This is a genomic window from Nocardia sp. NPDC052112, from assembly GCF_040680135.1.
In the GTDB taxonomy this organism is placed as follows: domain Bacteria; phylum Actinomycetota; class Actinomycetes; order Mycobacteriales; family Mycobacteriaceae; genus Nocardia.
Window position 1 is genome coordinate 61853 of record NZ_JBFAWD010000019.1, and the last position, 23005, is coordinate 84857.

Consider the following 23005-nt stretch of genomic DNA (forward strand, 5'->3'; position numbering starts at 1 on the left):
GACTGATATGCTGTAGCCCATGACTGTTGCCCCGGAGCAGCGCGCGAAGCGCAGCTACCACGACGCCTGCGGCGCCGCGCGGGCGCTCGACCTCGTCGGCGAGCGCTGGACCCTGCTCGTGGTGCGCGAACTACTCTTGGGCCCCAAGCGGTTCACCGATCTGCGCGCCGGATTGCCCGGCATCAGTCCCAATGTGCTCTCGCAGCGCCTCGAGGAACTCCTCCAAATCGGCGTCGTGCACAAGCGCAAACTGCCGCCGCCGGTCGGCGCCGCCGTGTACGACCTCACCGATTGGGGCCGCGAACTCGATGACGTGATCGTCGCGCTCAACCGCTGGGGCGCCCGCTCACCCAACAGCTACCGCTGCTCCGAGGTATCCACCGACTCACTGGTGGTCACCCTGCGGACCTTCTTCAAGCCCGAATCCGCCGCAGGCGTGCACGCCGACTACGACCTGTACTTCACCGGATCCGATTCCGGCACAGACGAATTCCACGCGCTGGTCACCGACGGCACCTTCACCATCGGCCGCGGCGCCACCGGCCGCGCCGCCACGACCTTCCACACCACCGTCCCAGCCTTCGTCGCGATCGTCTTCGACGGCCACCCCTTGGCCGACACTATGGCCACCGGCGAGGCGAAGATCTCCGGTGACCTCCCTGCCGCCGAACACTTCATCGACTTCTTCGAACTCCCGGCGGAGTGCAAGGGAACTTCGACGACCTGACCACGAGGTCGAGTGGTCAAAGTCGATCGATGTCGGTGAGATCGATATCGATATCGAACGGCACGCTCGACTTCAGTCGCTCATGATGGATTCCGGTGAGCGCGTACGCCTTTGTTGCGGGGTCGAGCTCGTAGACATAGACCACCGGGCGGCCGTCGACGTTCTCGACGCGCCAGAAGTGCGTGATGCCTGCCCGCGCGTACAGCTGGGGTTTGCGTTCCCGATCACGAGTACGCGATTCGGCAGATACAACCTCCACCGCCAGAACCACATCATCAGCCTGATATGTCGTCAGTTCGGGGCCACCATCGCGATCAGCACGAACGACAACGATGTCCGGCTCCGGACGCTGATCGCGGCCCAACGTGACAGTCATTTCCCGCCGTGCCCGCAAATGTGCGGGCGCTAAGTGCCGCAGGGCTGAATCCAGCAGGGTGATAACCAACATGTGGAACTTCGCCTGCGGGCTCACGAAGACAAGACTCCCGTCGATCAACTCGGTATGCGGGGGCAGGTCGGGCAGGCGGTCCAGATCCTCGGCGACGAAACCGCCCGGTGGTGGGCGCAGCCACTGCGGAAACGGTTCGACGGTCATGATTTCGAGTATGGCACCCACACGTCGCTGATTCCCCCTAGTGCGATGAACACCGACCATACGGCAGAGTGGGCGGGGTGCAGTTGATACTCGTTCGTCATGCTCAGCCGGTGCGGGTGGCGACCTCCGATGGACCCGCCGATCCCGAATTGGCGCCGGTCGGCGTCGAGCAGGCCGAACGAGTACCCGCGGCATTGGGTCAGCATCGGATCAGCCGGATCGTGAGCAGTCCACAGCGGCGGGCGCGGGAGACGGCCGAGTCGACCGCGGCGAAGCTCGGGCTGCCGGTGGATGTGATCGACGATCTGGCCGAATACGATCGCGACCTGCCCGCCTACATTCCGATCGAGGATGCCAAGGCCGAATTCACGGCCGTCTACGAGCGGATCAAATCCGGATTTCTGCCCGAACAGATCGACGCGCCCGGGTTCATCACCCGGGTGCGCGATGCCGTCACCTCGATCGCCGCGCATACCGATCCGGCCGATACGGTGGTCGTCTTCGCGCACGGTGGGGTTATCAATGTGCTCCTGCAGGAGGTACTCGGCCTGGCCCGGCCGCTGACCTTCCCCATCGACTATTGCTCGATCACCCGAATTCTGTTCTCCCGCAGCGGCCGCCGGACCGCGGCGACCATCAACGAGAACGGCCATGTGTGGGATCTGTTGCCGCGCAATATTTCACAGCAATCTTGATGCTTATCCACAGACTCGGGCATTCACAGTCGACTGCCAGACAAGTCGCACCGCAATCCCAGTGACGAAGCCTTGTATTGGAGCGGTGAGCCGCCGAAACGACTACTGGCTGGTCGCTCTCGAAGCAACCAGCACGGGCGACTCACAAGTCCGAGGAAAGGAATCCGTTTTGCTCCCCAAGACATCGACCAGCCTCAGGCGTGGCTTCGCTCGCGTTGCGATCGCGGGCGCCCTGGTCGCACTACCGCTCAGTGCGCTCGCGGTCACCGCCTCTGCTGCGGCGCCTGATTCGTCCGTGCCAACTGCTCAGGAAGTATCGGACCAGATTCCGCTGCAAGGCGCCGATATCGACCGCCACGATCATGGCGACTGGGATGGACCGCGCAACCATGACGGTGATCATCGCGGTCCTGGCGATTGGCACGACGGCCCAGGCGATTGGCAGGGTGGCCCGGGTGGTTGGCAGGGTGGCCCCTGGCAGCCGCCGGTCCTGCCACCGACGGGCTCGGCCGGCTAACCGTTCGAGGCCGTTTGGAAAAGCGCGGGCCACCCCTTCCGAATGGAGGGGGTGGCCCGCGCTTTTGTCTGTGCGTCTCGGATCAGGCCATGCCCGCAATCCAGTTGTGCATCCAGGAGATAGCGGTCTGCCCGCCGCCCACCGGGTAGCTGCCGTAGAGCGTATGCGCGTGCGAGTTGTAGAACCGCTCCAGATCCTTCGCCCGCTGCTGGTTGGCGGATTCGGTGAGCTGCGACTGCAGCGTCGGGATGCCGCCGAAGTTCATCAGGTCGTTCATGATGGCGCCCGCCTCGAGCTGGTAGCGCCAGAGGTTGGCCGGATTCGCCTCGGAGGTCTGCGCGAGGAAACCGGCGAACCGGGTCACGAAGTCATCGGTGGCGGTGGCGCAGTACAGATCGTCGAGCGCGCAGATGGTGCGGGTGCGATCGCTGAGCCAGCCGAAGCCGCCGACCCGAGCGCCACCGGCGCCCGCGCCCGGCGCTACCGGTCCGACCTGGATGTCGGTGGGCGAGCGGCGCGGATCGGAGATCAGGCCGACACCCGCGATCCGGTCCGCCGGAATCGGGCTCAGGCCGGTGCCTATCTCGGCGGCGAGGTCACCCGCCGCATCGGCACCCTGGCTGTAGCCGAGGAGCGCGATCTTGGTGCCACCGCAGCGCTGTGCCATGTCGGTGGCCAGGCCGCGCGCACGGTCGGTCGCTTCCTTCTTGGACGCGCCGTAGACATCGCCTTCCCAAGGGAACGCGGTAGCGGCATAGGTCACGTAATCGATATCCACCGACCGGGGCAGATTGTTGGTGACACCGGACAGCATGCCGGGCTGCGGCGTCTTATCCTTTCCGGTCTCCCAGGTGCCGGGCACCGCCACCACATACAGGCTCGGGCAGCCGGGATCGGCCGTTACCGAACCGCTACCAAGGACCACGCCGGACGCAACAGCCGCGCACGCACCGATGGCGGCGGCAACCTTCTTCAACCGCATACTGCTCCAGTTCAAAACATCGCCCCTTGCGAGAGCAAGCTCCGACAGTTGTTTGCTAACCGTGCTGACCTCGGCGGATGTCGGCCGAGTGCACATCGGGTCAACAGGACTGACCCATCGGTATGACATGCACGTCGCAACCCACATCCCAAGATCACGCACCACGCCGCAGATCACAATAAGGCAACACCACAACCAACGCCATTCCAACTCGTGACCGTGTCCGATTCCCGTCGGCGCAGATGCCGAAATCGTTCCGCTCAGCGGCCTTCCGCGCACCTCGCCGAGATCGAAGACAAAAATGGAGCAAATGCCCGGCAGTGCCGACACCCAAAGAAGGGCGCCTGTGGACCGAAATCCACAGGCGCCCTTTTCCGCTCCGGTAAGAGAGGTTCTATCGTTGCGCGACAGCCGTCGGCGGGATCGGCGCGGGCAGCGCGGTCTCACCCTCGAGGAACTTGTCGACCGCCGAGGCGGCGGCGCGGCCCTCGGCGATGGCCCAGACGATCAGCGACTGGCCGCGGCCCATATCACCGGCGACGAAGACGCCGGGGATATTGGTCGACCAGTTCTTATCGCGCTGGACATTGCCGCGCTGGTCGTAGCCGACGCCCAAACCTTCGAGCAGGCCCGGCTTCTCGGGTCCGGTGAAGCCCATGGCGAGCAGCACCAGATCGGCCTCGAGGGTGAAGTCGGTGCCCTCGACCTTCTCGAAGCGGCCGTTGACCATCTTGACCTCGTGCGCCTCGAGCGCGGTGACCTTGCCGTCCTTGCCGACGAAACGCTCGGTGTTCACCGAGAACACGCGTTCGCCGCCCTCCTCGTGCGCCGAGGAGACCCGGTACATGAGCGGGTAGGTCGGCCACGGGGTGGAGGAGGCGCGCTCCTCCGGCGGCCGCGGCATGATCTCGAACTGATGGATGCTGGCCGCGCCCTGGCGGTGCGAGGTGCCGAGGCAGTCCGCGCCGGTGTCACCGCCACCGATGATCACGACCTTCTTGTCCTTCGCGTGGATCGGCGGCAGGCCGTGCTCGTCGGTGACGTCGTCGCCGAGCTGCACCCGGTTGGACCACGGCAGGAATTCCATCGCCTGGTGGATGCCGTCCAGATCCCGGCCCGGGATCGGCAGATCACGCGCCAGGGTGGCGCCACCGGCCAGCACGATCGCGTCGAACCGCTCGCGCAGCTGCGCGGCGGTGATATCGACACCGACGTTCACCCCGGTCTTGAAGATGGTGCCCTCGGCCTCCATCTGCGCGAGACGGCGGTCGATGAAGCGCTTCTCCATCTTGAATTCCGGAATGCCGTAGCGCAGCAGGCCACCGATGCGGTCGGCGCGCTCGAAGACGGTCACGGTGTGACCGGCCCTGGTCAGCTGCTGTGCGGCGGCCAGACCGGCCGGGCCGGAACCGACCACGGCGACCTTCTTGCCAGTGAGGCGGGTCGGGTAGACCGGAGTCACCCAGCCCTCGTCGAAGGCGTTCTCGATGAGCTCGACCTCGACCTGCTTGATCGTCACCGGATCCTGGTTGATGCCGAGGACACAGGACGCCTCGCACGGCGCCGGGCACAGCCGCCCGGTGAACTCCGGGAAGTTGTTGGTCGCGTGCAGTCGGTCGATGCCCTCACGCCACTGGCCCTTGTAGACCAGGTCGTTCCACTCCGGGATGAGGTTGCCCAGCGGACAGCCGTTGTGACAGAACGGAATGCCGCAGTCCATACACCGGCTGGCCTGGGTCTGCAGGGTCTGGTGGGAGAAGTCCCCCTCGTAGACCTCTTTCCAGTCCAGCAGGCGCAGCGGAACCGGACGACGCGTCGGCAGTTCCCGTTTGGTGTGCTTCAGAAATCCTTGCGGGTCAGCCACGTGCCGCCCCCGAATAGTCACAGCGCCTCGTCGACATCATCTTTAGAACTTTCTGGTCAGCCACGTGCCGCCTCCATAATCGCCTCGTCGACATCCGTGCCGTTCTTCTCGGCCTCGGAAATCGCGAGCAAAACCTTCTTGTATTCGCGCGGCATAACCTTCACGAAGTGGTTCACCTGCTGGGACCAGTCGCTCAGAATGCGTTCGGCGACAGCCGAACCGGTCTGATCGCGGTGCTGGGTGATGATGTCGCGCAGCCAGGTGAAGTCGTCACCGGCGAGCTGCTCGACCGCGTCGGCCTGCTCCGGGTTGAGCTTTGCCTCGAAGGTGCCGTTCGGGTTGTAGACGAAGGCGACACCGCCGGACATGCCGGCGCCGAAGTTGCGGCCGGTCTCACCGAGGATGACCACCCGACCACCGGTCATGTACTCACAGCCGTGGTCACCGACGCCCTCGGTCACCGCGGTGGCGCCCGAGTTGCGCACGGCGAACCGCTCGCCGACCACACCGCTGATGAATGCCTGACCGCTGGTGGCGCCGAACAGGATCACGTTGCCCGCGATGATGTTCTGCTCCGCGACGAAGTCGGCCGGTGCGTTCAGCGACGGACGCACGATCAGGTGGCCGCCGGAAAGACCCTTGCCCACATAGTCGTTCGCGTCACCCTGCACCCGCAGCGTGATGCCTGCGGGCACGAATGCGCCGAAGCTGTTGCCCGCGGAGCCGGTGAAGGTGATGTCGATGGTGTCATCGGGCAGGCCCGCGCCACCGTAGAGCTTGGTCACCTCATGGCCGAGCATGGTGCCGACGGTGCGGTTCACGTTCGTGATCTTGGTTTCGAACTTCACCGCCTGGCCGCGCTCGAGCGCATCGGCGCTCTGCGCGATCAGCTGCACGTCCAGCGCCTTGTCCAGGCCGTGGTCCTGGGTCTTGGTGCGGTATCGGTCCTGGCGCATGAAGGCCGTTTCGACATCGTCGAGAATCGGCGACAGGTCCAGCTTGCTGGCCTTCCAATGCGCCTTGGCCTTGGAGGTATCGAGCATATCGACCCGGCCGATGGCCTCGTCCAGGGTGCGGAAGCCCAACTCCGCCAACAGTTCCCGGACCTCTTCGGCGACGAACAGCATGAAGTTCTCGACGAATTCCGGCTTGCCGGTGAAGCGTTCACGCAGCACCGGGTTCTGCGTCGCGACACCGACAGGGCAGGTGTCGAGGTGACAGACCCGCATCATGATGCAGCCCGAGACGACCAGCGGCGCAGTGGCGAAACCGAATTCCTCGGCGCCGAGCAGCGCGGCGATCATCACGTCGCGGCCGGTCTTCATCTGACCGTCGACCTGCACGACAATGCGATCGCGAAGTCCGTTGAGCAGCAACGTCTGCTGAGTTTCGGCCAGGCCGAGCTCCCAGGGACCGCCCGCATGCTTCAGCGAGGTCAGCGGCGAGGCACCGGTACCACCGTCGTGGCCGGAGATCAGCACCACATCCGCATGCGCCTTCGACACACCAGCCGCAACCGTGCCGACACCGGGCTCCGCAACAAGTTTCACGTGAATCCGAGCCTGCGGGTTCGCGTTCTTCAGGTCGTGGATCAGCTGCGCCAGATCCTCGATCGAGTAGATGTCGTGGTGCGGCGGCGGCGAGATCAGGCCGACACCGGGCGTCGAATGCCGCACCTCGGCGACCCACGGGTACACCTTGTGTGCCGGAAGCTGGCCGCCCTCACCGGGCTTGGCGCCCTGGGCCATCTTGATCTGGATATCGGTGCAGTTGGTCAGGTAGTGCGCGGTGACACCGAAGCGACCCGAGGCGACCTGCTTGATCGCCGAACGCCGCCAGTCACCGTTCTCCTCGACCTCGAAGCGGGCCGGATGTTCGCCGCCCTCACCGGAATTCGAACGACCGCCGAGCCGGTTCATCGCGATCGCGAGGGTTTCGTGCGCCTCGGAGGAGATGGAGCCGTAGCTCATCGCGCCGGTGGAGAACCGCTTGACGATGGCGCTGGCCGGTTCGACCTCGTCGATCGAAATCGGCTTGCGCTCACCGGTCTTGAACTTGAACAGGCCGCGCAGCGAGGCCAGCCGCTCGGACTGATCGTCGACCAGCTTGGTGTACTCCTTGAAGATCGAGTACTGACCGCTGCGGGTAGCGTGCTGCAGCTTGAAGACGGTGTCCGGGTTGAACAGGTGGTACTCGCCCTCGCGCCGCCACTGGTATTCACCGCCCACCTCGAGTTCGCGGTGCGCGCGCTCGTTGCGGTTCTCCAGGAATGCGACGGTGTGCCTGGCCGCTACATCGGCCGCGATCTCGTCCAGGCCGATGCCGTCCAGATGCGAACGCAGGCCGGTGAAGTACTCGTCCACCAGATCCTGCGACAGGCCGATGACCTGGAACAGCTGCGCGCCGGTGTAGGAGGCGATGGTGGAGATGCCCATCTTGGACATCACCTTCAGCACGCCCTTGCTCGCGGCCTTGTTGTAGTTCGCGACCGCCTTGCGGTAGTCGGCGGCCAGATCGCCGGTGCTGCCGGGCATCTGGAGCCCGCCGCGCTCGAGCAGATCCTCGATGGTCTCGAAGGCCATGTACGGATTGATCGCGGCCGCACCGAAGCCGACCAGCATGGCCATGTGGTGCACCTCACGGGCGTCACCGGCCTCGACGACCAGGCCGACCATGGTGCGGGTGCGCTCGCGCACCAGGTGGTGGTGCACCGACGCGGTCAGCAGCAGCGACGGAATCGGCGCCAGCTTCTCATTGGACTCGCGATCGGACAGCACGATGATCCGCGCGCCGCCCTCAATGGCGGCCGAGACCTGGGTGTTGATGGCCTCGAGCGCCTTGCGCAGGCCCTTGCCACCCTTCTTCACCGGGTACAGACCGTGCACGACCACCGAGCGCAGCTCCGGATGCGAGCCGTCGTCGTTGATGTGGATGAGCTTGGCCAGCTCGTCGTTGTCCAGAATCGGCTGCGGAATTGTGATCTGGTGGCAGGACTCCGGGCCCGGATGCAGCAGATCGGCCTCCGGGCCGAGGGCCCGGCGCAGGCTGGTCACCACTTCTTCGCGGATCGCGTCCAGCGGCGGATTGGTCACCTGTGCGAAGAGCTGGGAGAAGTAGTCGAAGAGCAGTCGGGGGCGCGCCGAAAGCACCGCGATCGGGGTGTCGGTGCCCATCGAGCCGAGCGCCTCACCGCCGGTCTTGGCCATCGGCGAGATCAGCAGATTCAGCTCTTCATTGGTGTATCCGAAGATCTGCTGCCGGATCAGCACGCGGTCGTGCGACATGTGCACATGGGGGCGGTCGGGCAGATCGGCCAGCTTGGTGACACCGGCGTCGAGCCATTCCTGATACGGGTGCTCGGCGGCGAGTTGGCTCTTGAGCTCCTCGTCGCCGACGATGCGGCCCTGCGAGGTGTCGACCAGGAACATGCGGCCCGGCTGCAGCCGGACCTTCTTGACCACCTTGGCCGGATCGATGTCGAGGACACCGACCTCGGAGGCCATGACGACCAGACCGTCATCGGTAACCCAGATGCGGCTCGGGCGCAGACCGTTGCGGTCGAGGACGGCGCCGACCACGGTGCCGTCGGAGAAGCACACCGATGCCGGGCCGTCCCAGGGCTCCATCAGCATCGAGTGGTAGCGGTAGAACGCCCGCCGCTGCGGGTCCATGTTCTCGTTGCGTTCCCAGGCCTCGGGAATCATCATCAGCACCGCGTGGGGCAAGCTGCGGCCGCCGAGATGCAGCAGTTCCAGCACCTCGTCGAAGCGCGCGGTATCGCTCGCCCCCGGGGTACAGACGGGGAAGATCTTCTGCAGACGGTTGTTGCCCGCCTCATCGATGCCGAAGACATCCGAGCGCAGCAGCGCCTCGCGAGCGCGCATCCAGTTCTCGTTACCGGTGACGGTGTTGATCTCACCGTTGTGCGCGACCCGGCGGAACGGATGGGCCAGCGGCCAGGACGGGAACGTGTTGGTGGAGAACCGGGAGTGCACGATGCCGAGGGCGGACTCCATCCGGCCGTCCTGCAGGTCCAGGTAGAACGCGCGCAGCTGCGGCGTGGTGAACATGCCCTTGTAGACGAAGGTCTGACCGGACAGGCTCGGGAAGTACACCGACTCCTTGCCGACCGCGCCCTCGCCCGCACCGGCCTTGCCCAGCTCGTGCTCGACGCGCTTGCGCACAACGTAGGCCCGGCGCTCCAGGTCCATGCCCGACAGCGGTTCCGCCGAACCCTTCGGCGAGCCGATGAAGATCTGCCGGAAGGTCGGCATGGCGTCACGAGCCAGGGCACCGAGGGTGGACTCGTCGGTGGGCACGTCACGCCAGCCGAGGACGGCGAGGCCCTCGGATTCGACAATGCGCTCCAGACCGTAGGCGGCCTTGGTCGCCTCGCGGCGGGCCTGCGGCAGGAAGGCGATACCGGTGGCGTAAGAGCCCTCCGGCGGCAACTCGAAATCGACCACGGCGCGGAAGAACCGGTCCGGGACCTGGATCAGGATGCCCGCGCCGTCACCACTATTGGGTTCGGCGCCCGCGGCACCGCGGTGCTCCAGGTTCAACAGAGCCGTAATAGCCTTGTCGACGATGTCGCGGCTGCGGCGGCCGTGCATGTCGACGACGAATGCGACACCGCAGGCGTCGTGCTCGTTCGCCGGGTCATAGAGCCCGATGGGTCCGGGGGACCTGTGGCCAGGAAGTTGCGTCATGCCTCTGCCTTCAAGAAAGTCGGCCCTCGATGAATCGGCCTATGGGAAAGGGGCCTTTCGTCGATTGCCTCCGTCAAGACTGCGCCCGTACGTTGCGAAACCAGCCGCGCTGATGGTCTTCTCTCGTGCAGTCACGTCTCCAGTTGTCCACCCGCTGCGATGACGTTTGGGTGCTCGTCGGTAACGGAACGCTTACGTGTTCCTTACCTCCGCATGGGTGCTCGCCCGCTACGCTTGGGCACCGGTTTCGCCGAGCCCGAGCAGGCGATATTGCCGAACGTTCTGTGTTCGGCGTAAGAGCAAACGATAAGTCAGGTCCGGGACCCAACCAACTTAGGTTGTGCTAATAACCGGGTTTAGCTGGGCTTCTTCAATCGGTCCTCCACGTGTGCGCGTCGTCCAGTGTAAAGCAGCGAACGCGGTCCGATCGATCCCCTTGGCACCGGGTGCCAACCAGCGACAATGGGCGCCCAGGACTCGCGGCGCGGCGCACAGCGCAGCCGAGAACCGGCGCTCACCTGCATCGAAGTGGATTTCCCCTGCTTCGCTCGACGCAAACACGATTCACGGTGGCTAACTGGCCAGCGGGCTGGATGAGAGATTTCCGATAGGGGTGTGACAAGCACACGATCTGATCCGACCGTCCGGACTCTTTTGCCCGATGTGGGATTCAGCACATTTCCAGCAATCCGACTCGAGTGGTTTACGACACATTTGCGCCCGGAGACACGCGGTGCCCAAGACTCGAGGCTCGCAACGCGCCGAACTAGGGGCCACACAGCGCGGCGGCAGCCCGGACCAGCGCCGCCTGATGCAGCGCATCACGGCCGGAGGCGAGCGCCCCGAAAACAGGCGATGCCAAGCGCACGGCACAGTTCGGCCCGGTGAGCTCGGCGCGGCGCAGTGCGAGTTGGTCGACGATTTCCACATTCACCCGGTCGATCACCGGACGCACGGTCGTCAACTCCGCAGGCGTGCTCGGCGCCGCGGACGGATCGAAGCGCCAGCGGACGACCAGGCCGCGCTGCACGATCTTGTTGGCCTCGATCTGCCCGTAGAACACCCGGTGGATCCAGCTTTCCGGAAGTCCGCGGTCGGCGCCGAGGCGCGCCATCGCGTCGTATACCTGTTCTTCCCGTTCCGGATCGTCGATCGAGGGCTGGCCGCCGTTCTGCGCGGCCGTCGCCCATTTGGCCGCGGCGACGGCGTCGGCGGTATCCAGGCGTTCGGTCACCAATGCGACGATGCGATCCAAGGCCGGATCGGCGTCGAGTGGCTGCGCACGGCTATCGGGGGCAGCCATCAACAGGACCGCCGCCATACACACCAAAACCCTTGCCGAGCCTCGGAAAAACACTCGCAACACCTCGTCCGCTGGCTCGTCCCGATCCGCTCATCCATGCCAGATTAAGGGTGAGCGGGGACACAAGTCCGGCGACTATGCCGAATTCTGTGAGCCTGGCCACATCCCCGGCACCGTGCTCGGTGTGTCGCGGCCGCGCCTGTCACGCTGTGACAACGAGTCTGTGACAGTTTCGGCGGGCTTTTTCGAGCGACCTGCAAGCAGTCGCTAGCGGGCGGCCACTCTGACTGGGATGTAGAGGATGTGGGATCCCATGACAGCCACCGGCTTGTTCACCTGGCTCGGCGGAGGTCTCGGGCGTGAGCAGAGGACAGAACTCGACTACCCGCACGAGCGAGCGGATTATGCCGTGAGCGGCGCCGTCGTACTGCTGTTCGCGACGGTGGCCGGGACGGTCAGCGCGCTCGCACTCGCGACGGCCGATGGCATGGCGCTGTTCGCGATCGTGCTCGTCGCGATGGTCGTCGCACTGCTGGCCGGTGCGGTGGCGCGTGCCTTGGCGACCGCACGACCGGCCGGTGGTCCGGATCGCCGCGGCCTCGCCGGCCGCACCGCCGTCGCGATCGTGACCGGGATACTGGTCGCCGAACTCGCCTCGACGGTGCTCTTCGGCGGCACCATCGATCGGCTGCTCGATGAGAAAGCCCAGCGTGCGGTCGATTCCGCACCCGCGGTGGTCACCGCGCGCGCCGAACTCGACCGCGCGAAGGCCGACCGCGCGGCATCGGATCAGTCGGTTGCCAAGGCGCAGGCCGATATCGACCACGCACTGGTGATCGCGCGCTGCGAATACAACCCGACACCGGAATGTCCGCAGACCAGGATCACCGGTGTGCCTGGCCGCGGCCCCGAATCACAGACCGCCAACGAGATGCTCGACGACGCGCGAAAGCAGTTGGCCGCGGCGCAGGATCGGGTGGCCGGGCTCGATCTGCGGGTCAGCGCGGACCAGACGGCCGTCGACACAGCCGGTTCCGTCGCCTTCGCCGATGCCGATCGTGGCCTCGGCGCGCGCTGGCTGGCCATGAACGACTACACCACCGGCACCACGGGCGCATTCCTGCTGCGAATGCTGACCGTCAGCACCTTCGTCCTGCTGGCGCTGCTGCCGCTGATCCTGCGGTGGTGGCGCGGCGAAACCTCACTCGATCGGCGACTGGCCTTCCACACCGTGCAGGACCGCGCCGAACGCGGCGCCGATGCCGCGATTGCGGTGAAACGCGCCGAGGTGCGGGCCGAGGCCGAAAATCTGCGCGCCGAACAGCAATTGACCGCCGCCCGATTGGCCGTCGAGGCCGATACCGCAATCGACCGGGAGCGTCAGCGCACCCGGATCATCGCCGCCATCGGCGGGGTGGAAATCGGTATTTCGGAACCGGGTCGACGTGGCGAACTTCCAGCCGGAACGGCTGGCGACCGAGAGGACAGCTCCGTGTCTCGAGACGACACTGTGACACCCAACCTTCCGGCCACCGTGCGCACCGGCGCGCTGGCACCGACCAGCGGTGCGGGCGCGGTGGTGCCGCACGCCGCCGCGGCCGCACCCGCCGCCCCCAAGAGCGGCGGTCTGGAACTTCCGCTGATCGGCACCGTGCCGTTCTCCGATACCGCGGCCCGCTTCATCCGACCGCTGGTGCCCGCATTCGTCGCCAATGCGATCGACACCGCCACCCACCCGCTGCGCACCGCGCGCCAGGCATTCGAAGAGGTCGAGGAGATCACCTTCACCCTGCGCCGCACCCGCAAGGTGACCATCGACTCCCAGGACTCGTCCCAGTCCATGGCCCAGGCCCCGCACCCCGGCTACCAATTGCCCGGCACCCCGGAGTCCTGGCACGCCCAGCACGTCGCGTCCACCGTCGTCGACGCGGACTACACCCAGGACCCCCGCTATGCGGCCCTCCCGCCGACCGCCGCATCCCGTCTGCCCCGAGTCGAGCGCCACGACGAACTCTCGGCCCGCCCCCACCTCGAACTCCCCAACCACCGCGGCCCGCGCGAACTGCCGCCCGCCCACTGACCCGACACCGCACAAAACGACGCGGGCGATCGCGCACCAGCCGCCGCGGATCCGTGCCCCGGCCCGCACAATTCGGGTCTCCATCGGCATCCGAAACCCGCTGACCGCCGAGGCCTTCGATCTCACCTGCCATCGGCGTTGCCGCGGGCCGCGTCGTCGCGGGCGATGTCGGCACCCACCGACGCTACGAATTCACCGTCATCGGCGATGCGGTCGATGAGGCCGTCCGCCGCTGCGAACTCGTCTAGAACAATCCGCAACTCCAACTCACCTCCGAATCCATCATCGCCACCGCCGATCCGACCGAAGCGCGACAGCGGCAACTCGACGAGTCCGTCCGGCTACGCGGCCGCGTCACAGCAACCCGATCGGAACGATCGCAACCGGATCGAGCCCGTCGGTACTGCATATCCGTATCCGCACCAGTTATCCGATACCGGTCACATGTACGGGACCGTACAGCTGTACCGAATAGGACATCAATTCCGGAGAACGATATCGCCGCTGTTCCGAAGCATTATCGAGGACGAGTACCAGCACCTCGGCGTACCCGGCCCGAGGAAGAATTTCATACCGATCGGTTTTCTATGTGGCTTCACCCCTGCTCCGGGATACGGAGCCAGGGCGAAATCGCCACCGGGCTACCGCTTTACACACGAGTCGTACGCAGGCGGAAGGCGACCACCGCGGCGATCAGCAACACCATGGCCGTACCGATCGCGGCAACGTGAACGCCGGAGACGAAGGCCTCGTGCGCCGAGGCCAGGAATCCATTCGTCGCCGATTCCGGTAGCCGACGCGCGAATTCCGTAGCACCGCCGAGGGATTCCGAGGCCGCGCCGGTCTGATCGCCCGGCACCAGGGAAAGGTCGAGCCCGCCGCGGAATACCGCCATCGTCAGACTGCCGAGGATGGCGACACCCAGTGCGATGCCGGCCTCGTAGGCGGTCTCCGAAACCGCTGCGGCCGCACCGGCCCGCGCGGCCGGAGCCGAACTCACCACCAGGTCGGACGAAACCGTCAGTGCCACACCGACACCGGCCCCGATGAATAGGAACCCGAAAATGAACGGCACCGTGCTGGTCGCCGCCTCCGGGCTCAGCCACAGGAACAGCACCGAACCGACCGCGGCAAGCACCAGCGCACCACCGAGCACCACCGCGGGACGCAATACCCGAACCAACCACGCCGCCGCCAACGAGGCGAATACGCTGGCCGCGAGACCGGGCAGCAGGAGCAATCCGGCCCGCATCGGCGAATGCCCCAGCACCAACTGCAGATACTGCGAACCGGAGAACAGCACGCCGGCCAGCGCGAATACCGCGAGCAGATTGGTGAGCACCGCGGTGCGGAATCCGGGCAGTGCGAACAGCTTCAGATCGAGCATCGGATGTGTGAGACCGCGCTGTCTGCGCACGAACAGCACACCCGCGATCACGCCGATCGCACCGATCACCAAGAGCCGCACGCTCATACCGTGCGCCGCGCACTCCTTGACCGCATACACCACCGGCACCAGGGCCAGTATGGACAGCACCGCACTCGCCAGATCGAATCGACCGGGCTTCGGATCACGAGATTCCGGAACGAGCACCGGTCCAACCGCGAGCAGTACCAGCATGACCGGCAGATTCACCAGGAATACCGAACCCCACCAGTAATGCTCGAGCAGCCAGCCGCCGAGCAGCGGACCGGCCGCCGCACCGCCACCGGCCATCGCGGCCCAGACCGAAATGGCGACGGTGCGCTGTCGCGGATCCAGGAACATCGACCGGATCAGACCCAGCGTCGCGGGCATCAGGGTCGCACCGGCAACACCCTGCAGCACACGTGCGGCGATGAGCATCTCCGGATGGACCGACCACGCGGCGAGCACCGAGGCGAGACCGAATCCGACAGCACCGATCAGCAGCAATCTGCGCCGTCCGATCCGGTCACCCAGATTGCCCATGACGACGAGCAACCCGGCCAGCACGAACGAATACACGTCGATGATCCAGAGCAGCTGCGGCGTGGTCGGCGCCAGTTCCGCGCTGATCGCGGGCACCGCGAGGTCTAGCACGGTCGCGTCGACGGAGAGCAGCAGCAGGGCCAAGGCGAGCACCGCGAGACCGGCCCAATCGCGTGCCGTGGCCCGCGGAGGTACGAGTCCGGCGCGCTTCTCGATCTGTGTGGTCATCGCCTTCCCGACTTCCATAGTTCGATTTCCTTACCGTCCAGACGGTACAGTAAATTGACTTTACCGTCCAGCCGGTATACTGACCGGAGTGACGGCAAACACCCGCGATCGGATCCTGGACGCGCTCGAAAACCTGCTGCTGGAAAAGGGCATGTCCCAGGTCACCCTGGAGAATGTCGCCGCGACCGCCGGTGTTTCCAAGGGCGGCCTGCTGTACCACTTCAAGAGCAAGGACGCCCTGCTCGCCGGACTCGTGCGTCGGCTGAGCGAACGCGCCGAACAGCAACTCGGCGCCGCCGTCGCCAAGGGCACATCCGTCGCCGAGTGGTACCTACAGACCCCGAATCCGAACAATGCCTCGGACGCGCTCGAATTGGCGCTCTACCGTTCGATGGTCGCGGCCATGCGCACCGTCGACGGCAACGCCGACCCGCAAACCGATGAGGTACAGCGGGCGCTGGCGGACATGATGGAGACCTGGTCGGACGGCCTGGACAAGGAGACCGACGACCCGGTGTGGGCCGACATCATCCGCTTGGTGGGCGACGGTGTGTACCTGCGCGCACTGCTCGGCCTCCCACCGGTCGACCCGACGCGCTATCGGAAGGTCGTAGCCCGGCTGCTCGAGCGATGACCCGACGCACGATCCGTATGTTGCGCCCGGCCTGCCGGGTCGCCGACGGCTAGACTCGGCGGCGTGCTTCCAGCCGCCGAGCCGGCCGGTGCCGTCGGGGCGGGGAACGATCCGGTGCCAACCTCCCCTGGAACGACGGTGCCGATCCGCCCACTGAGCTTCCGCGAACTACTCGACGAGCCGTTCGCGCTGATCCAGGCGAATGTCGTCGTGCTGGCGGGCGCGACCGCGCTCGGACTCGTCCTCGCCGAACTGCTGGTCATCGCGGTCACCGGCGGGATATCCGCGCTGACCGACGGTTCCGACGCGGGCACCGCGTCGGCGGCCATCCTCACGACGGCGGCCGCCGCCTGGCTGCTCAGGTTCCTGCTACGCGGAATGACGGTCGCGCTCGGACTGGCGACGGTCGCCGGATCGCCGATCGGCTGGCGCACCGCGCTGGGCCGAGTGGGCGCCGTCGCCGGGCCACTGCTGGCATTCCACGTCCTGTTCACACTGGTCGGCATCGGCGTGTTGATCATCGGCAGCCTGCTGATCATCTCGTATCCGTTCGCGCTGATCTGGCTCGGCTATCTGCGTGCCGGACGGTTCGTCGCGGTGCCGGTGATCTTCGTCGAACGGACCACCCACGCCGGTGCGGTCACGCGCTCGAAACTGCTCGTCGAGGGCGCACAGTCGTCGATAACCGGATTATGGTTCGCCTGCCGCGCACTGGTCGTCCTCGTCGCCGTGCCACTGCTCGGCATTCCGTGGTACCTCTCGGATTTCACCGGCACCCATCGCTGGCAGGTCATCGTCCTGCTGTCGGCGTCCACGCTGTTGATCATCGCCTTCGGTGAGGTGGTGGAGTCGGCGACGCGGGTGGTCTCGTATGTGGATCGCCGATGCCGGCGCGAGGGGTTGGATATCCGGGTCCCTGGGACGGATAGACGATGACCGACCTCGGCAAACCCGCGTCGAACGAGCCCGCGGCCCCGCCGCCACCACGACTCGGCCCCGCGGACGCCCACCGCGACGCCGCCGAAGATGCCGCACTGCACCGGGATTTCGATACCGCGCTACGCGAGCGGTTCCGCGCGGTACTGCGCGGCCTGGAACAGCGCGGCATGCTGGAGGTCCGGCGCTCGCGGACCGCGCGGGAAACCGCCGACGATGCGACCACCGCACTACCGCTCGAGGATGCGAGCGATTTACATCCGGCCGCACACAGTTTCGACGAGGTCGTCTACGGCGGCCGCCGCGCGACCGAGGACGAATACCGCCGCCTCGAATATGCCGACCGCTACTCGCGCAGCGCCCCACCGCCCGCACCGGAACCGGTCGAAGCGACGATCAGCGAGAAGATCAAGACCCGCCGGCAACTTCCGCCGCTACCCGATCTGCTGCGCAACCCGAAATTCTGGGCCGCGCTGCTCGCCGCGATCGCGCTGGTCGTACTGCTGTACGCGGTGCTGAATTCGTGCGCGGCGCCCGCGCCGCATAGTCCGACGCCGCCGGATATTCCGCCGCCCAAACCACCCGAGCACCATCCGGACGACAACCGCGACGACTCCGGTTTCGGCGCGGGCGAGGACTCCATCTTCGGCAGGCTGCCCGCACCGGTCGCCTTCGGCGGCCTGCAATTCCTCATCGCCGCGACGGTGCTGGTGTGGTGGCGGGCGCGCCGTCGCGGTGCCCTCGTCGGTGAACCGCGACCGGTGGAGGTGGCCGCGAACGAACTGCTCGGCGGCCAGGCAGCGCTCTATCGACGGTCGAAGGATTACGAACATGTCGCGGCCCGGCTGCGCGCCGCCACCCTGCGCCGCATCCGCCCGATGCTCGGCGTCGGCACCGATGTCACGCCGGACCGGCTTGTCGCGACCATCGCCGCCCGCACCAGGGCCGATCCGGCCATGGTCGGCGCCGCCCTGTACGGACCGGTACCCGATGCGAGCACCCTGCAACTCGTTGCCACACAACTCGATTGGATAGAGGCGGAGGTCGGATGACCAGCACGGACACCAACCACACCCCGACCGCCGAGGAGGCGGGCGCCGCATTCGCCGCGCTGCGTGCCGAGATCGGCAAGGCGGTGATCGGCAACGACAACGCGATCATGTACCTGGTGTTGGCCCTGCTCTGCCGCGGCCATGTGCTGCTGGAAGGCGTTCCCGGCGTGGCGAAGACGCTGCTGGTCCGGGCGCTCGCGACGGCCCTCGATCTCGAGCATGCCCGGGTCCAGTTCACCCCGGACCTGATGCCGGGCGATGTAACCGGTTCGCAAATCTACGATCCGCATACCACCGAATTCACCTTCCGGCACGGTCCGGTCTTCACCAACCTGCTGCTCGCCGACGAGATCAACCGCACGCCGCCGAAAACCCAATCGGCGCTGCTGGAATCGATGGAGGAGCGGCAGGTTTCGGTGGACGGCAAGCCGCGGCCGCTGCCGGATCCGTTCGTCGTGGTCGCGACCCAGAATCCGATCGAACAAGAGGGCACTTATCCGTTGCCGGAGGCGCAGCTGGACCGATTCCTGTTCAAGGTCGATATCCAATTGCCCGGCCGCGACGACGAATTCCGCATTCTGCAGCGGCATGCGGGCGGTTTCGATCCACGCGATCTGACCGCGGCCGGTCTGCGTCCGGTCGCGGGTCCGGCGCATATCGCCGCGGCGCGGGCGGCGATCACCCGGGTCGCCATCAGTCCGGAGGTGCTCGCCTACACGGTGGATATCTGCCGGGCCACCCGCAACTCCCCCGCGGTGCAACACGGTGCGTCCACCCGCGGCGCGACCGCGCTGATGGCGGCCTCGCGCGCCTTCGCCTGGCTGAACGGCCGCGGATTCGTGACTCCGGACGATGTGAAATCCGTTGCGGTCGCGGTACTTCGGCATCGGCTACATCTGCGGCCCGAGGCGGAGTTGGACGGTGTCACGACCGAAGGCGTCATGTCGTCGCTGCTGCTTTCGGTTCCGGTTCCGGTGTAGCTCGTGGTCGTTACCGGTCGGCTTGCGCTGACGGCGGCGGTGCTCGCGCTGTTCGTCTGCTTCGTCATGCCATCGTGGCTCGGTGTCGTCCTCATGACGAGTGTGCTTGCCGCCCTGGTGCTTTTCGATCTCGGCACGGTGGCGCGGGCGCGCGACCTCGCGCTGACCAGGGATTCGTTGACCGTAGTCCGGCTCGGACGCAGCGCCGAGGTGGAACTCGGCGTGGTGAACAACGGCACCAGGACCGTGCGCGGGCGGTTATGGGACGACTGGCCCGGCAGTGCCCGCGCCGAAACCCGCACCCGCCGAATTGATCTGCCACCCAACACCCGCCTGCGCGTACCCACCGCACTGACCCCGACCTATCGCGGGGATCGAGTCGCCGGTCCGGTGACGGTGCGATTGTTCGGCCTGCTCGGCATGGCCGGATGGCAGAGCCGCCACACCGTGCCCGCGCGGATCCGTGCGCTGCCCGAATTCCGTAGCGAACGGCTGCTGCGTTCGAAAGTCAAACGGCTGCAGCATCTCGAGGGCCGCAATGTCGCGAATATGCGCGGCCAGGGCACCGAATTCGATTCCTTCCGCGAATATGTCGCGGGTGATGATGTGCGGGCCATCGACTGGCGTGCCACTGCCCGCGCCACCGATGTACTGGTACGCACCTGGCGTCCGGAGCGCAATCGGCACATGCTGATGGTGCTCGACACCGGCCGTATCAGCGCGGGCCGCGTTGGCACGGGCACCCGTCTGGACGCGAGTATCGAGGCCGCCCTCCTGCTCGGCGGATTGGCCGCCGCCGCAGGTGATTCGGTGGATCTACTCGCCTACGACCGCCAGGTGCGCACCGAAATCCGCGGTGTCGGTGGCCGCCGCCTGCAACTGAAACTCATGCACGCCATGGCGGGTGTCACCCCCGCACTCGTCGACACCGACAGCGCGGGCCTGGTGCGCGCCGCCATCCAACGCGCCCGCCGCCGCAGCCTGGTGGTCTGGTTCACCAGTCTGGATGGGGCTGCCGTCGAAGAGAATCTGCTACCGGTCCTGCCGACGCTCGCCCAACGCCACCGCGTCCTGATCGTCTCGGTCACCGATCCCGATGTCGCCGCGGCCGCCACCAAACGCGAAACCCTCGCCGACCTCTACCCGGCCGCCGCCGCCGAATCCTTGATCGCCGAACGCGCCCTGGTCCAGGAATCCCTGCGCCGCATGGGCATTGCCGTCGTCGCGGCATCCCCGGAGCGCCTCCCTGAAGCACTGGCCGACGAATACCTCGAGCTCAAGCAGTCCGGCACTATGTGACCTGCCCGGTTGGCGAGGATGATGCCTTGGCATCGATATCGATTCTGGGCCAAGGCATCATCCGAATCCGGATCGCTATCTCCCGATCCGGTGCGGATAAGACCTTGGCGAGCAGCACAATTGCCACGAACCCTGCCCACAAGAGGGCGATCAGAACCAGTACAACAACAAGCCAGGGTGCAAAGCCGACCAAAGCATACTTTTTTTCGCTCTTCGACCGCCAGCCGGTCGATGTCCCCCGAACGCAGCGATCCTGCGTCGACATCAGTCTAGCTCGAGTCACGGATGAATGACTGTGTTGCCGAGGAAGTTTCGACGAGGCTCAGCTCGTGCGGGCGATCGGCATCGGGCGCGGACCGGCCATCACCATCGGGGTAATGATCGGAGCGAGAGTGCGGCGTTGGCGTTCGGCGATAACCGCGCCGAGGATCTGGACGGGTGGGTAGCCCGCCGGGACCGGGATCTGCAGGCGGTCACAGACAGCGATGAGCAATGTGTGACCGAGGTTCGCCTGGGCGGCGGGGGTAAGGGTGTTGATGCGAGACAGGTACTGGCGCACCGCGAGTGCGAGATCCTCGGTGATACCGGACAGGTCCAACTGTCCGGACCAGGCGACCAACCAGGGCGGGGCGACGGCAAGGAGCGGGAAGGGCACGCGGCGCTGACCGTGCACTACCACCGTGCCCGCGAGCACATCGCCGACCCGGCGCGCATTCGGCGAGCACATCGAGGTGAGCACCCCGACCGCACCGAATGCGCCCAACATCCAGAAGTCGACGATGACACCCGCCAGACCGCGAGTCAGGGCGTGACGGAAATCGATCGGCCCGCCGTCGCCGCGCACCACCCGCAGTCCGAGCGCGAGCTTGCCGACGGTTCGTCCGCGCATCAGGGTTTCGCAGACCACCGGATAGCCGACCAGCGTCCCGACGATCATGGTGATCACTGCCGCGCTGTACCACGCGGAGTCCGCGCGGAAGTAGAGCAGCACCACGCTGAGTCCGAGCATCAGCAGGCTGCCCAGCAGGAATTGCACCAGCACGTCCAGGAGGAACGCGGTGGCCCTGGTCGGGATCCGCGCGATCGGCAGCTCGAGTGCGACCGCTTCGCCGGTGGTGAATTCAGCCATGTCGATAGCATTCTTCCGACCGGCGGTATGGGAGGCAACCAATGGACATAGATGCGTACAGCTACGCACAGCGGGGGGCATGGGATCGACTGGCCTATCTGGCCGGGCGGCGCAAGCTCAGCGGCGCGGAGGCCGACGAACTGGTCGCGCTGTACCGGCGCACCTCACAGCAGTTGGCGCGGCTGCAATCGCACAGTCCGGATCCGGAACTCATCGCCGGACTCGGCGCGCTGCTGACCAAGGCGCGCGGCCGGGTGCTCGGCACCAAGGGCGATGCGTGGAGCCAAGTCGGCCGGTTCTTCACACACCGCTTCCCGGCAACGCTGTATCGGACGTGGCCGTGGTGGGTCGCGGTGGCGGCGGTCTTCATCATCGTCTCCACCGGTCTTGCGGTCTGGATCGCCGGATCCGGTTCGGCGCGCGATCTGTTCGGCATCTCCGATCACAACGACTGGCTCACCGCACCCGGTGGTGAATTCGAGACCTACTACTCCGAACATCCGCACGACGCGTTCGCCGCGCAGGTATGGACCAATAACGCCTGGGTGACCGCGATGGTGCTGTTCACGGGTGTGCTGATCCTGCCCGCGGTGTACCTGCTGTTCGGAAACGCGCTCAATACTGCGGTGACCGGTGGGTTGATGGCCGATGCCGGCCGGCTCGACTCGTTTTTCGGATTCATCCTGCCGCACGGCACGCTCGAGCTGACCGCGGTCTTCGTGGCGGGTGGGGTGGGGCTGAAGCTGGGCTGGACGCTGATCGATCCGGGCCGGTCGAGTCGACTGGAGGCGGTGGCGCGCCAGGGCCGGGCCACCGCGACGGTCGCGCTCGGTCTGGTCGCGGTGCTGCTGGTCTGCGGGCTGCTGGAGGGTTTCGTGACGCCGAGCTCGTTGCCGGTGCCGGTGAAGGTCGGCATCGGATTCGTCGCGGAGGCGTTGTTTCTCGGCTATGTGTTCGTGGTGGGTCGCCGGGCCGCACTAGAGCAGGACGCGCGAGTCGCGGCGGCGTTGGGATTCGGTGGCGCTGAGGAGGATTCCGCGCAGGAGGATCCCGCTCAACGCTGGCAGACAACGCCGAGCACACGGTGAGTGAAATGGGTCCGGGCAATCGGTAGCAACGCTACGTAACGAACGAGTTCCGAAGTCCCCCAATTGAGTTCCGCTGGCCGCAGCGAGTCCAGCTCAGCTGCGGCCAGCGTTACCGTCAACTCTACACAATCGTTATTCCGATGCAACCCTCCCCGCCGAGGTCAAGCGTATAAAGCAGCGCCCCAGCAAACCCATGTGGACACATCATTTTCCAGTCGTCCAGCAAACTTTTGGCG

At 66.3% G+C, this 23005-nt stretch carries 17 protein-coding genes and 1 pseudogene; 10 read left to right on the plus strand and 8 right to left on the minus strand.

Translation table 11 applies throughout. The annotated features are described in order from the left end of the window. The first annotated feature begins 19 nt into the window (after positions 1–19). Entirely contained in the window at positions 20–727 is a 708-nt protein-coding gene (locus AB0L58_RS30875) for a helix-turn-helix domain-containing protein (protein WP_364392104.1), read from the plus strand. A 16-nt stretch (positions 728–743) separates the two neighbouring features. On the opposite strand, the gene AB0L58_RS30880 is transcribed toward AB0L58_RS30875, so the two are convergent. Then, a complete protein-coding gene (locus tag AB0L58_RS30880) occupies positions 744–1322 on the minus strand; it encodes a Uma2 family endonuclease (protein ID WP_364392106.1) in 579 nt (192 codons plus the stop codon). Positions 1323–1399: 77 nt separating this feature from the next. Between AB0L58_RS30880 and AB0L58_RS30885 the strand changes: the two genes are divergently transcribed. Beyond that, positions 1400–2017 (plus strand): histidine phosphatase family protein, encoded by a 618-nt coding sequence (locus AB0L58_RS30885; RefSeq protein ID WP_364392109.1) that lies wholly within the window; start codon positions 1400–1402, stop codon positions 2015–2017. A 599-nt stretch (positions 2018–2616) separates the two neighbouring features. Here the strand turns inward: AB0L58_RS30885 and AB0L58_RS30890 are convergent. The 4 genes from AB0L58_RS30890 to aroQ all read right to left on the minus strand — a co-directional run bounded on the left by AB0L58_RS30890 (position 2617) and on the right by aroQ (position 11392). Beyond that, positions 2617–3516, minus strand: coding sequence for a cutinase family protein (locus tag AB0L58_RS30890; RefSeq protein ID WP_364392111.1), 900 nt, complete (start codon positions 3514–3516; stop codon positions 2617–2619). 394 nt (positions 3517–3910) lie between these two features. Then, positions 3911–5380, minus strand: coding sequence for a glutamate synthase subunit beta (locus AB0L58_RS30895; RefSeq protein ID WP_364392113.1), 1470 nt, complete (start codon positions 5378–5380; stop codon positions 3911–3913). Between the two features lie 56 nt (positions 5381–5436). Next, positions 5437–10089 (minus strand): glutamate synthase large subunit, encoded by a 4653-nt coding sequence (gltB, locus tag AB0L58_RS30900; protein ID WP_364392116.1) that lies wholly within the window; start codon positions 10087–10089, stop codon positions 5437–5439. A gap of 766 nt (positions 10090–10855) precedes the next feature. Beyond that, positions 10856–11392, minus strand: a complete 537-nt coding sequence (aroQ, locus tag AB0L58_RS30905) for a gamma subclass chorismate mutase AroQ (RefSeq protein WP_364392118.1) — start codon at positions 11390–11392, stop codon at positions 10856–10858. A gap of 313 nt (positions 11393–11705) precedes the next feature. Between aroQ and AB0L58_RS30910 the strand changes: the two genes are divergently transcribed. Together AB0L58_RS30910 and AB0L58_RS30915 are read left to right on the plus strand one after the other, a co-directional pair. Further along, positions 11706–13472 (plus strand): DUF4407 domain-containing protein, encoded by a 1767-nt coding sequence (locus AB0L58_RS30910; RefSeq protein ID WP_364392120.1) that lies wholly within the window; start codon positions 11706–11708, stop codon positions 13470–13472. Between the two features lie 131 nt (positions 13473–13603). Beyond that, a pseudogene (locus AB0L58_RS30915) lies at positions 13604–13714 on the plus strand (hypothetical protein); the annotation flags it as partial. Between the two features lie 407 nt (positions 13715–14121). Here the strand turns inward: AB0L58_RS30915 and AB0L58_RS30920 are convergent. Continuing rightward, complete coding sequence (locus tag AB0L58_RS30920; RefSeq protein WP_364392323.1) at positions 14122–15651, minus strand: MFS transporter; 1530 nt, start codon at positions 15649–15651, stop codon at positions 14122–14124. 88 nt (positions 15652–15739) lie between these two features. Here AB0L58_RS30920 and AB0L58_RS30925 point away from each other — a divergent pair, with 88 nt between their 5' ends. The 5 genes from AB0L58_RS30925 (at position 15740) to AB0L58_RS30945 (ending at position 20552) form a co-directional block, all read left to right on the plus strand. After that, complete coding sequence (locus AB0L58_RS30925; protein WP_364392122.1) at positions 15740–16285, plus strand: TetR/AcrR family transcriptional regulator; 546 nt, start codon at positions 15740–15742, stop codon at positions 16283–16285. Between the two features lie 63 nt (positions 16286–16348). Continuing rightward, complete coding sequence (locus AB0L58_RS30930; protein ID WP_364392124.1) at positions 16349–17221, plus strand: hypothetical protein; 873 nt, start codon at positions 16349–16351, stop codon at positions 17219–17221. Then, complete coding sequence (locus AB0L58_RS30935; protein ID WP_364392127.1) at positions 17218–18273, plus strand: DUF4129 domain-containing protein; 1056 nt, start codon at positions 17218–17220, stop codon at positions 18271–18273. Before AB0L58_RS30930 ends, AB0L58_RS30935 begins: the two co-directional genes overlap by 4 nt. Next, entirely contained in the window at positions 18270–19253 is a 984-nt protein-coding gene (locus tag AB0L58_RS30940; RefSeq protein ID WP_364392130.1) for a MoxR family ATPase, read from the plus strand. The genes AB0L58_RS30935 and AB0L58_RS30940 overlap by 4 nt, the downstream gene beginning before the upstream one ends. Positions 19254–19256: 3 nt before the next feature. Further along, positions 19257–20552, plus strand: a complete 1296-nt coding sequence (locus AB0L58_RS30945; protein WP_364392133.1) for a DUF58 domain-containing protein — start codon at positions 19257–19259, stop codon at positions 20550–20552. On the opposite strand, the gene AB0L58_RS30950 is transcribed toward AB0L58_RS30945, so the two are convergent. Both AB0L58_RS30950 and AB0L58_RS30955 read right to left on the minus strand, forming a co-directional pair. Next, entirely contained in the window at positions 20545–20817 is a 273-nt protein-coding gene (locus AB0L58_RS30950; protein ID WP_364392136.1) for a hypothetical protein, read from the minus strand. The genes AB0L58_RS30945 and AB0L58_RS30950 overlap by 8 nt on opposite strands. Before the next feature lie 57 nt (positions 20818–20874). Then, positions 20875–21681 carry an RDD family protein gene (locus AB0L58_RS30955; protein WP_364392138.1) on the minus strand — a complete coding sequence of 269 codons (807 nt, stop codon included), beginning with the start codon at positions 21679–21681 and terminating at the stop codon, positions 20875–20877. 41 nt (positions 21682–21722) lie between these two features. On the opposite strand from AB0L58_RS30955, the gene AB0L58_RS30960 reads away from it, so the two are divergent. After that, complete coding sequence (locus tag AB0L58_RS30960) at positions 21723–22769, plus strand: stage II sporulation protein M (RefSeq protein ID WP_364392140.1); 1047 nt, start codon at positions 21723–21725, stop codon at positions 22767–22769. Positions 22770–23005: the final 236 nt, after the last annotated feature.

Bases quoted from the DNA above. Each gene is read 5' to 3' on its own strand.
- AB0L58_RS30875 (WP_364392104.1), top strand. From the start codon at position 20: ATGACTGTTGCCCCGGAGCAGCGCGCGAAGCGCAGCTACCACGACGCC.
- AB0L58_RS30880 (WP_364392106.1), bottom strand. From the start codon at position 1,322: ATGACCGTCGAACCGTTTCCGCAGTGGCTGCGCCCACCACCGGGCGGT.
- AB0L58_RS30890 (WP_364392111.1), bottom strand. From the start codon at position 3,516: ATGCGGTTGAAGAAGGTTGCCGCCGCCATCGGTGCGTGCGCGGCTGTT.
- gltB (WP_364392116.1), bottom strand. From the start codon at position 10,089: ATGACGCAACTTCCTGGCCACAGGTCCCCCGGACCCATCGGGCTCTAT.
- aroQ (WP_364392118.1), bottom strand. From the start codon at position 11,392: ATGGCTGCCCCCGATAGCCGTGCGCAGCCACTCGACGCCGATCCGGCC.
- AB0L58_RS30910 (WP_364392120.1), top strand. From the start codon at position 11,706: ATGACAGCCACCGGCTTGTTCACCTGGCTCGGCGGAGGTCTCGGGCGT.
- AB0L58_RS30920 (WP_364392323.1), bottom strand. From the start codon at position 15,651: ATGACCACACAGATCGAGAAGCGCGCCGGACTCGTACCTCCGCGGGCC.
- AB0L58_RS30935 (WP_364392127.1), top strand. From the start codon at position 17,218: ATGACCGACCTCGGCAAACCCGCGTCGAACGAGCCCGCGGCCCCGCCG.
- AB0L58_RS30940 (WP_364392130.1), top strand. From the start codon at position 18,270: ATGACCAGCACGGACACCAACCACACCCCGACCGCCGAGGAGGCGGGC.
- AB0L58_RS30950 (WP_364392136.1), bottom strand. From the start codon at position 20,817: ATGTCGACGCAGGATCGCTGCGTTCGGGGGACATCGACCGGCTGGCGG.
- AB0L58_RS30955 (WP_364392138.1), bottom strand. From the start codon at position 21,681: ATGGCTGAATTCACCACCGGCGAAGCGGTCGCACTCGAGCTGCCGATC.
- AB0L58_RS30960 (WP_364392140.1), top strand. From the start codon at position 21,723: ATGGACATAGATGCGTACAGCTACGCACAGCGGGGGGCATGGGATCGA.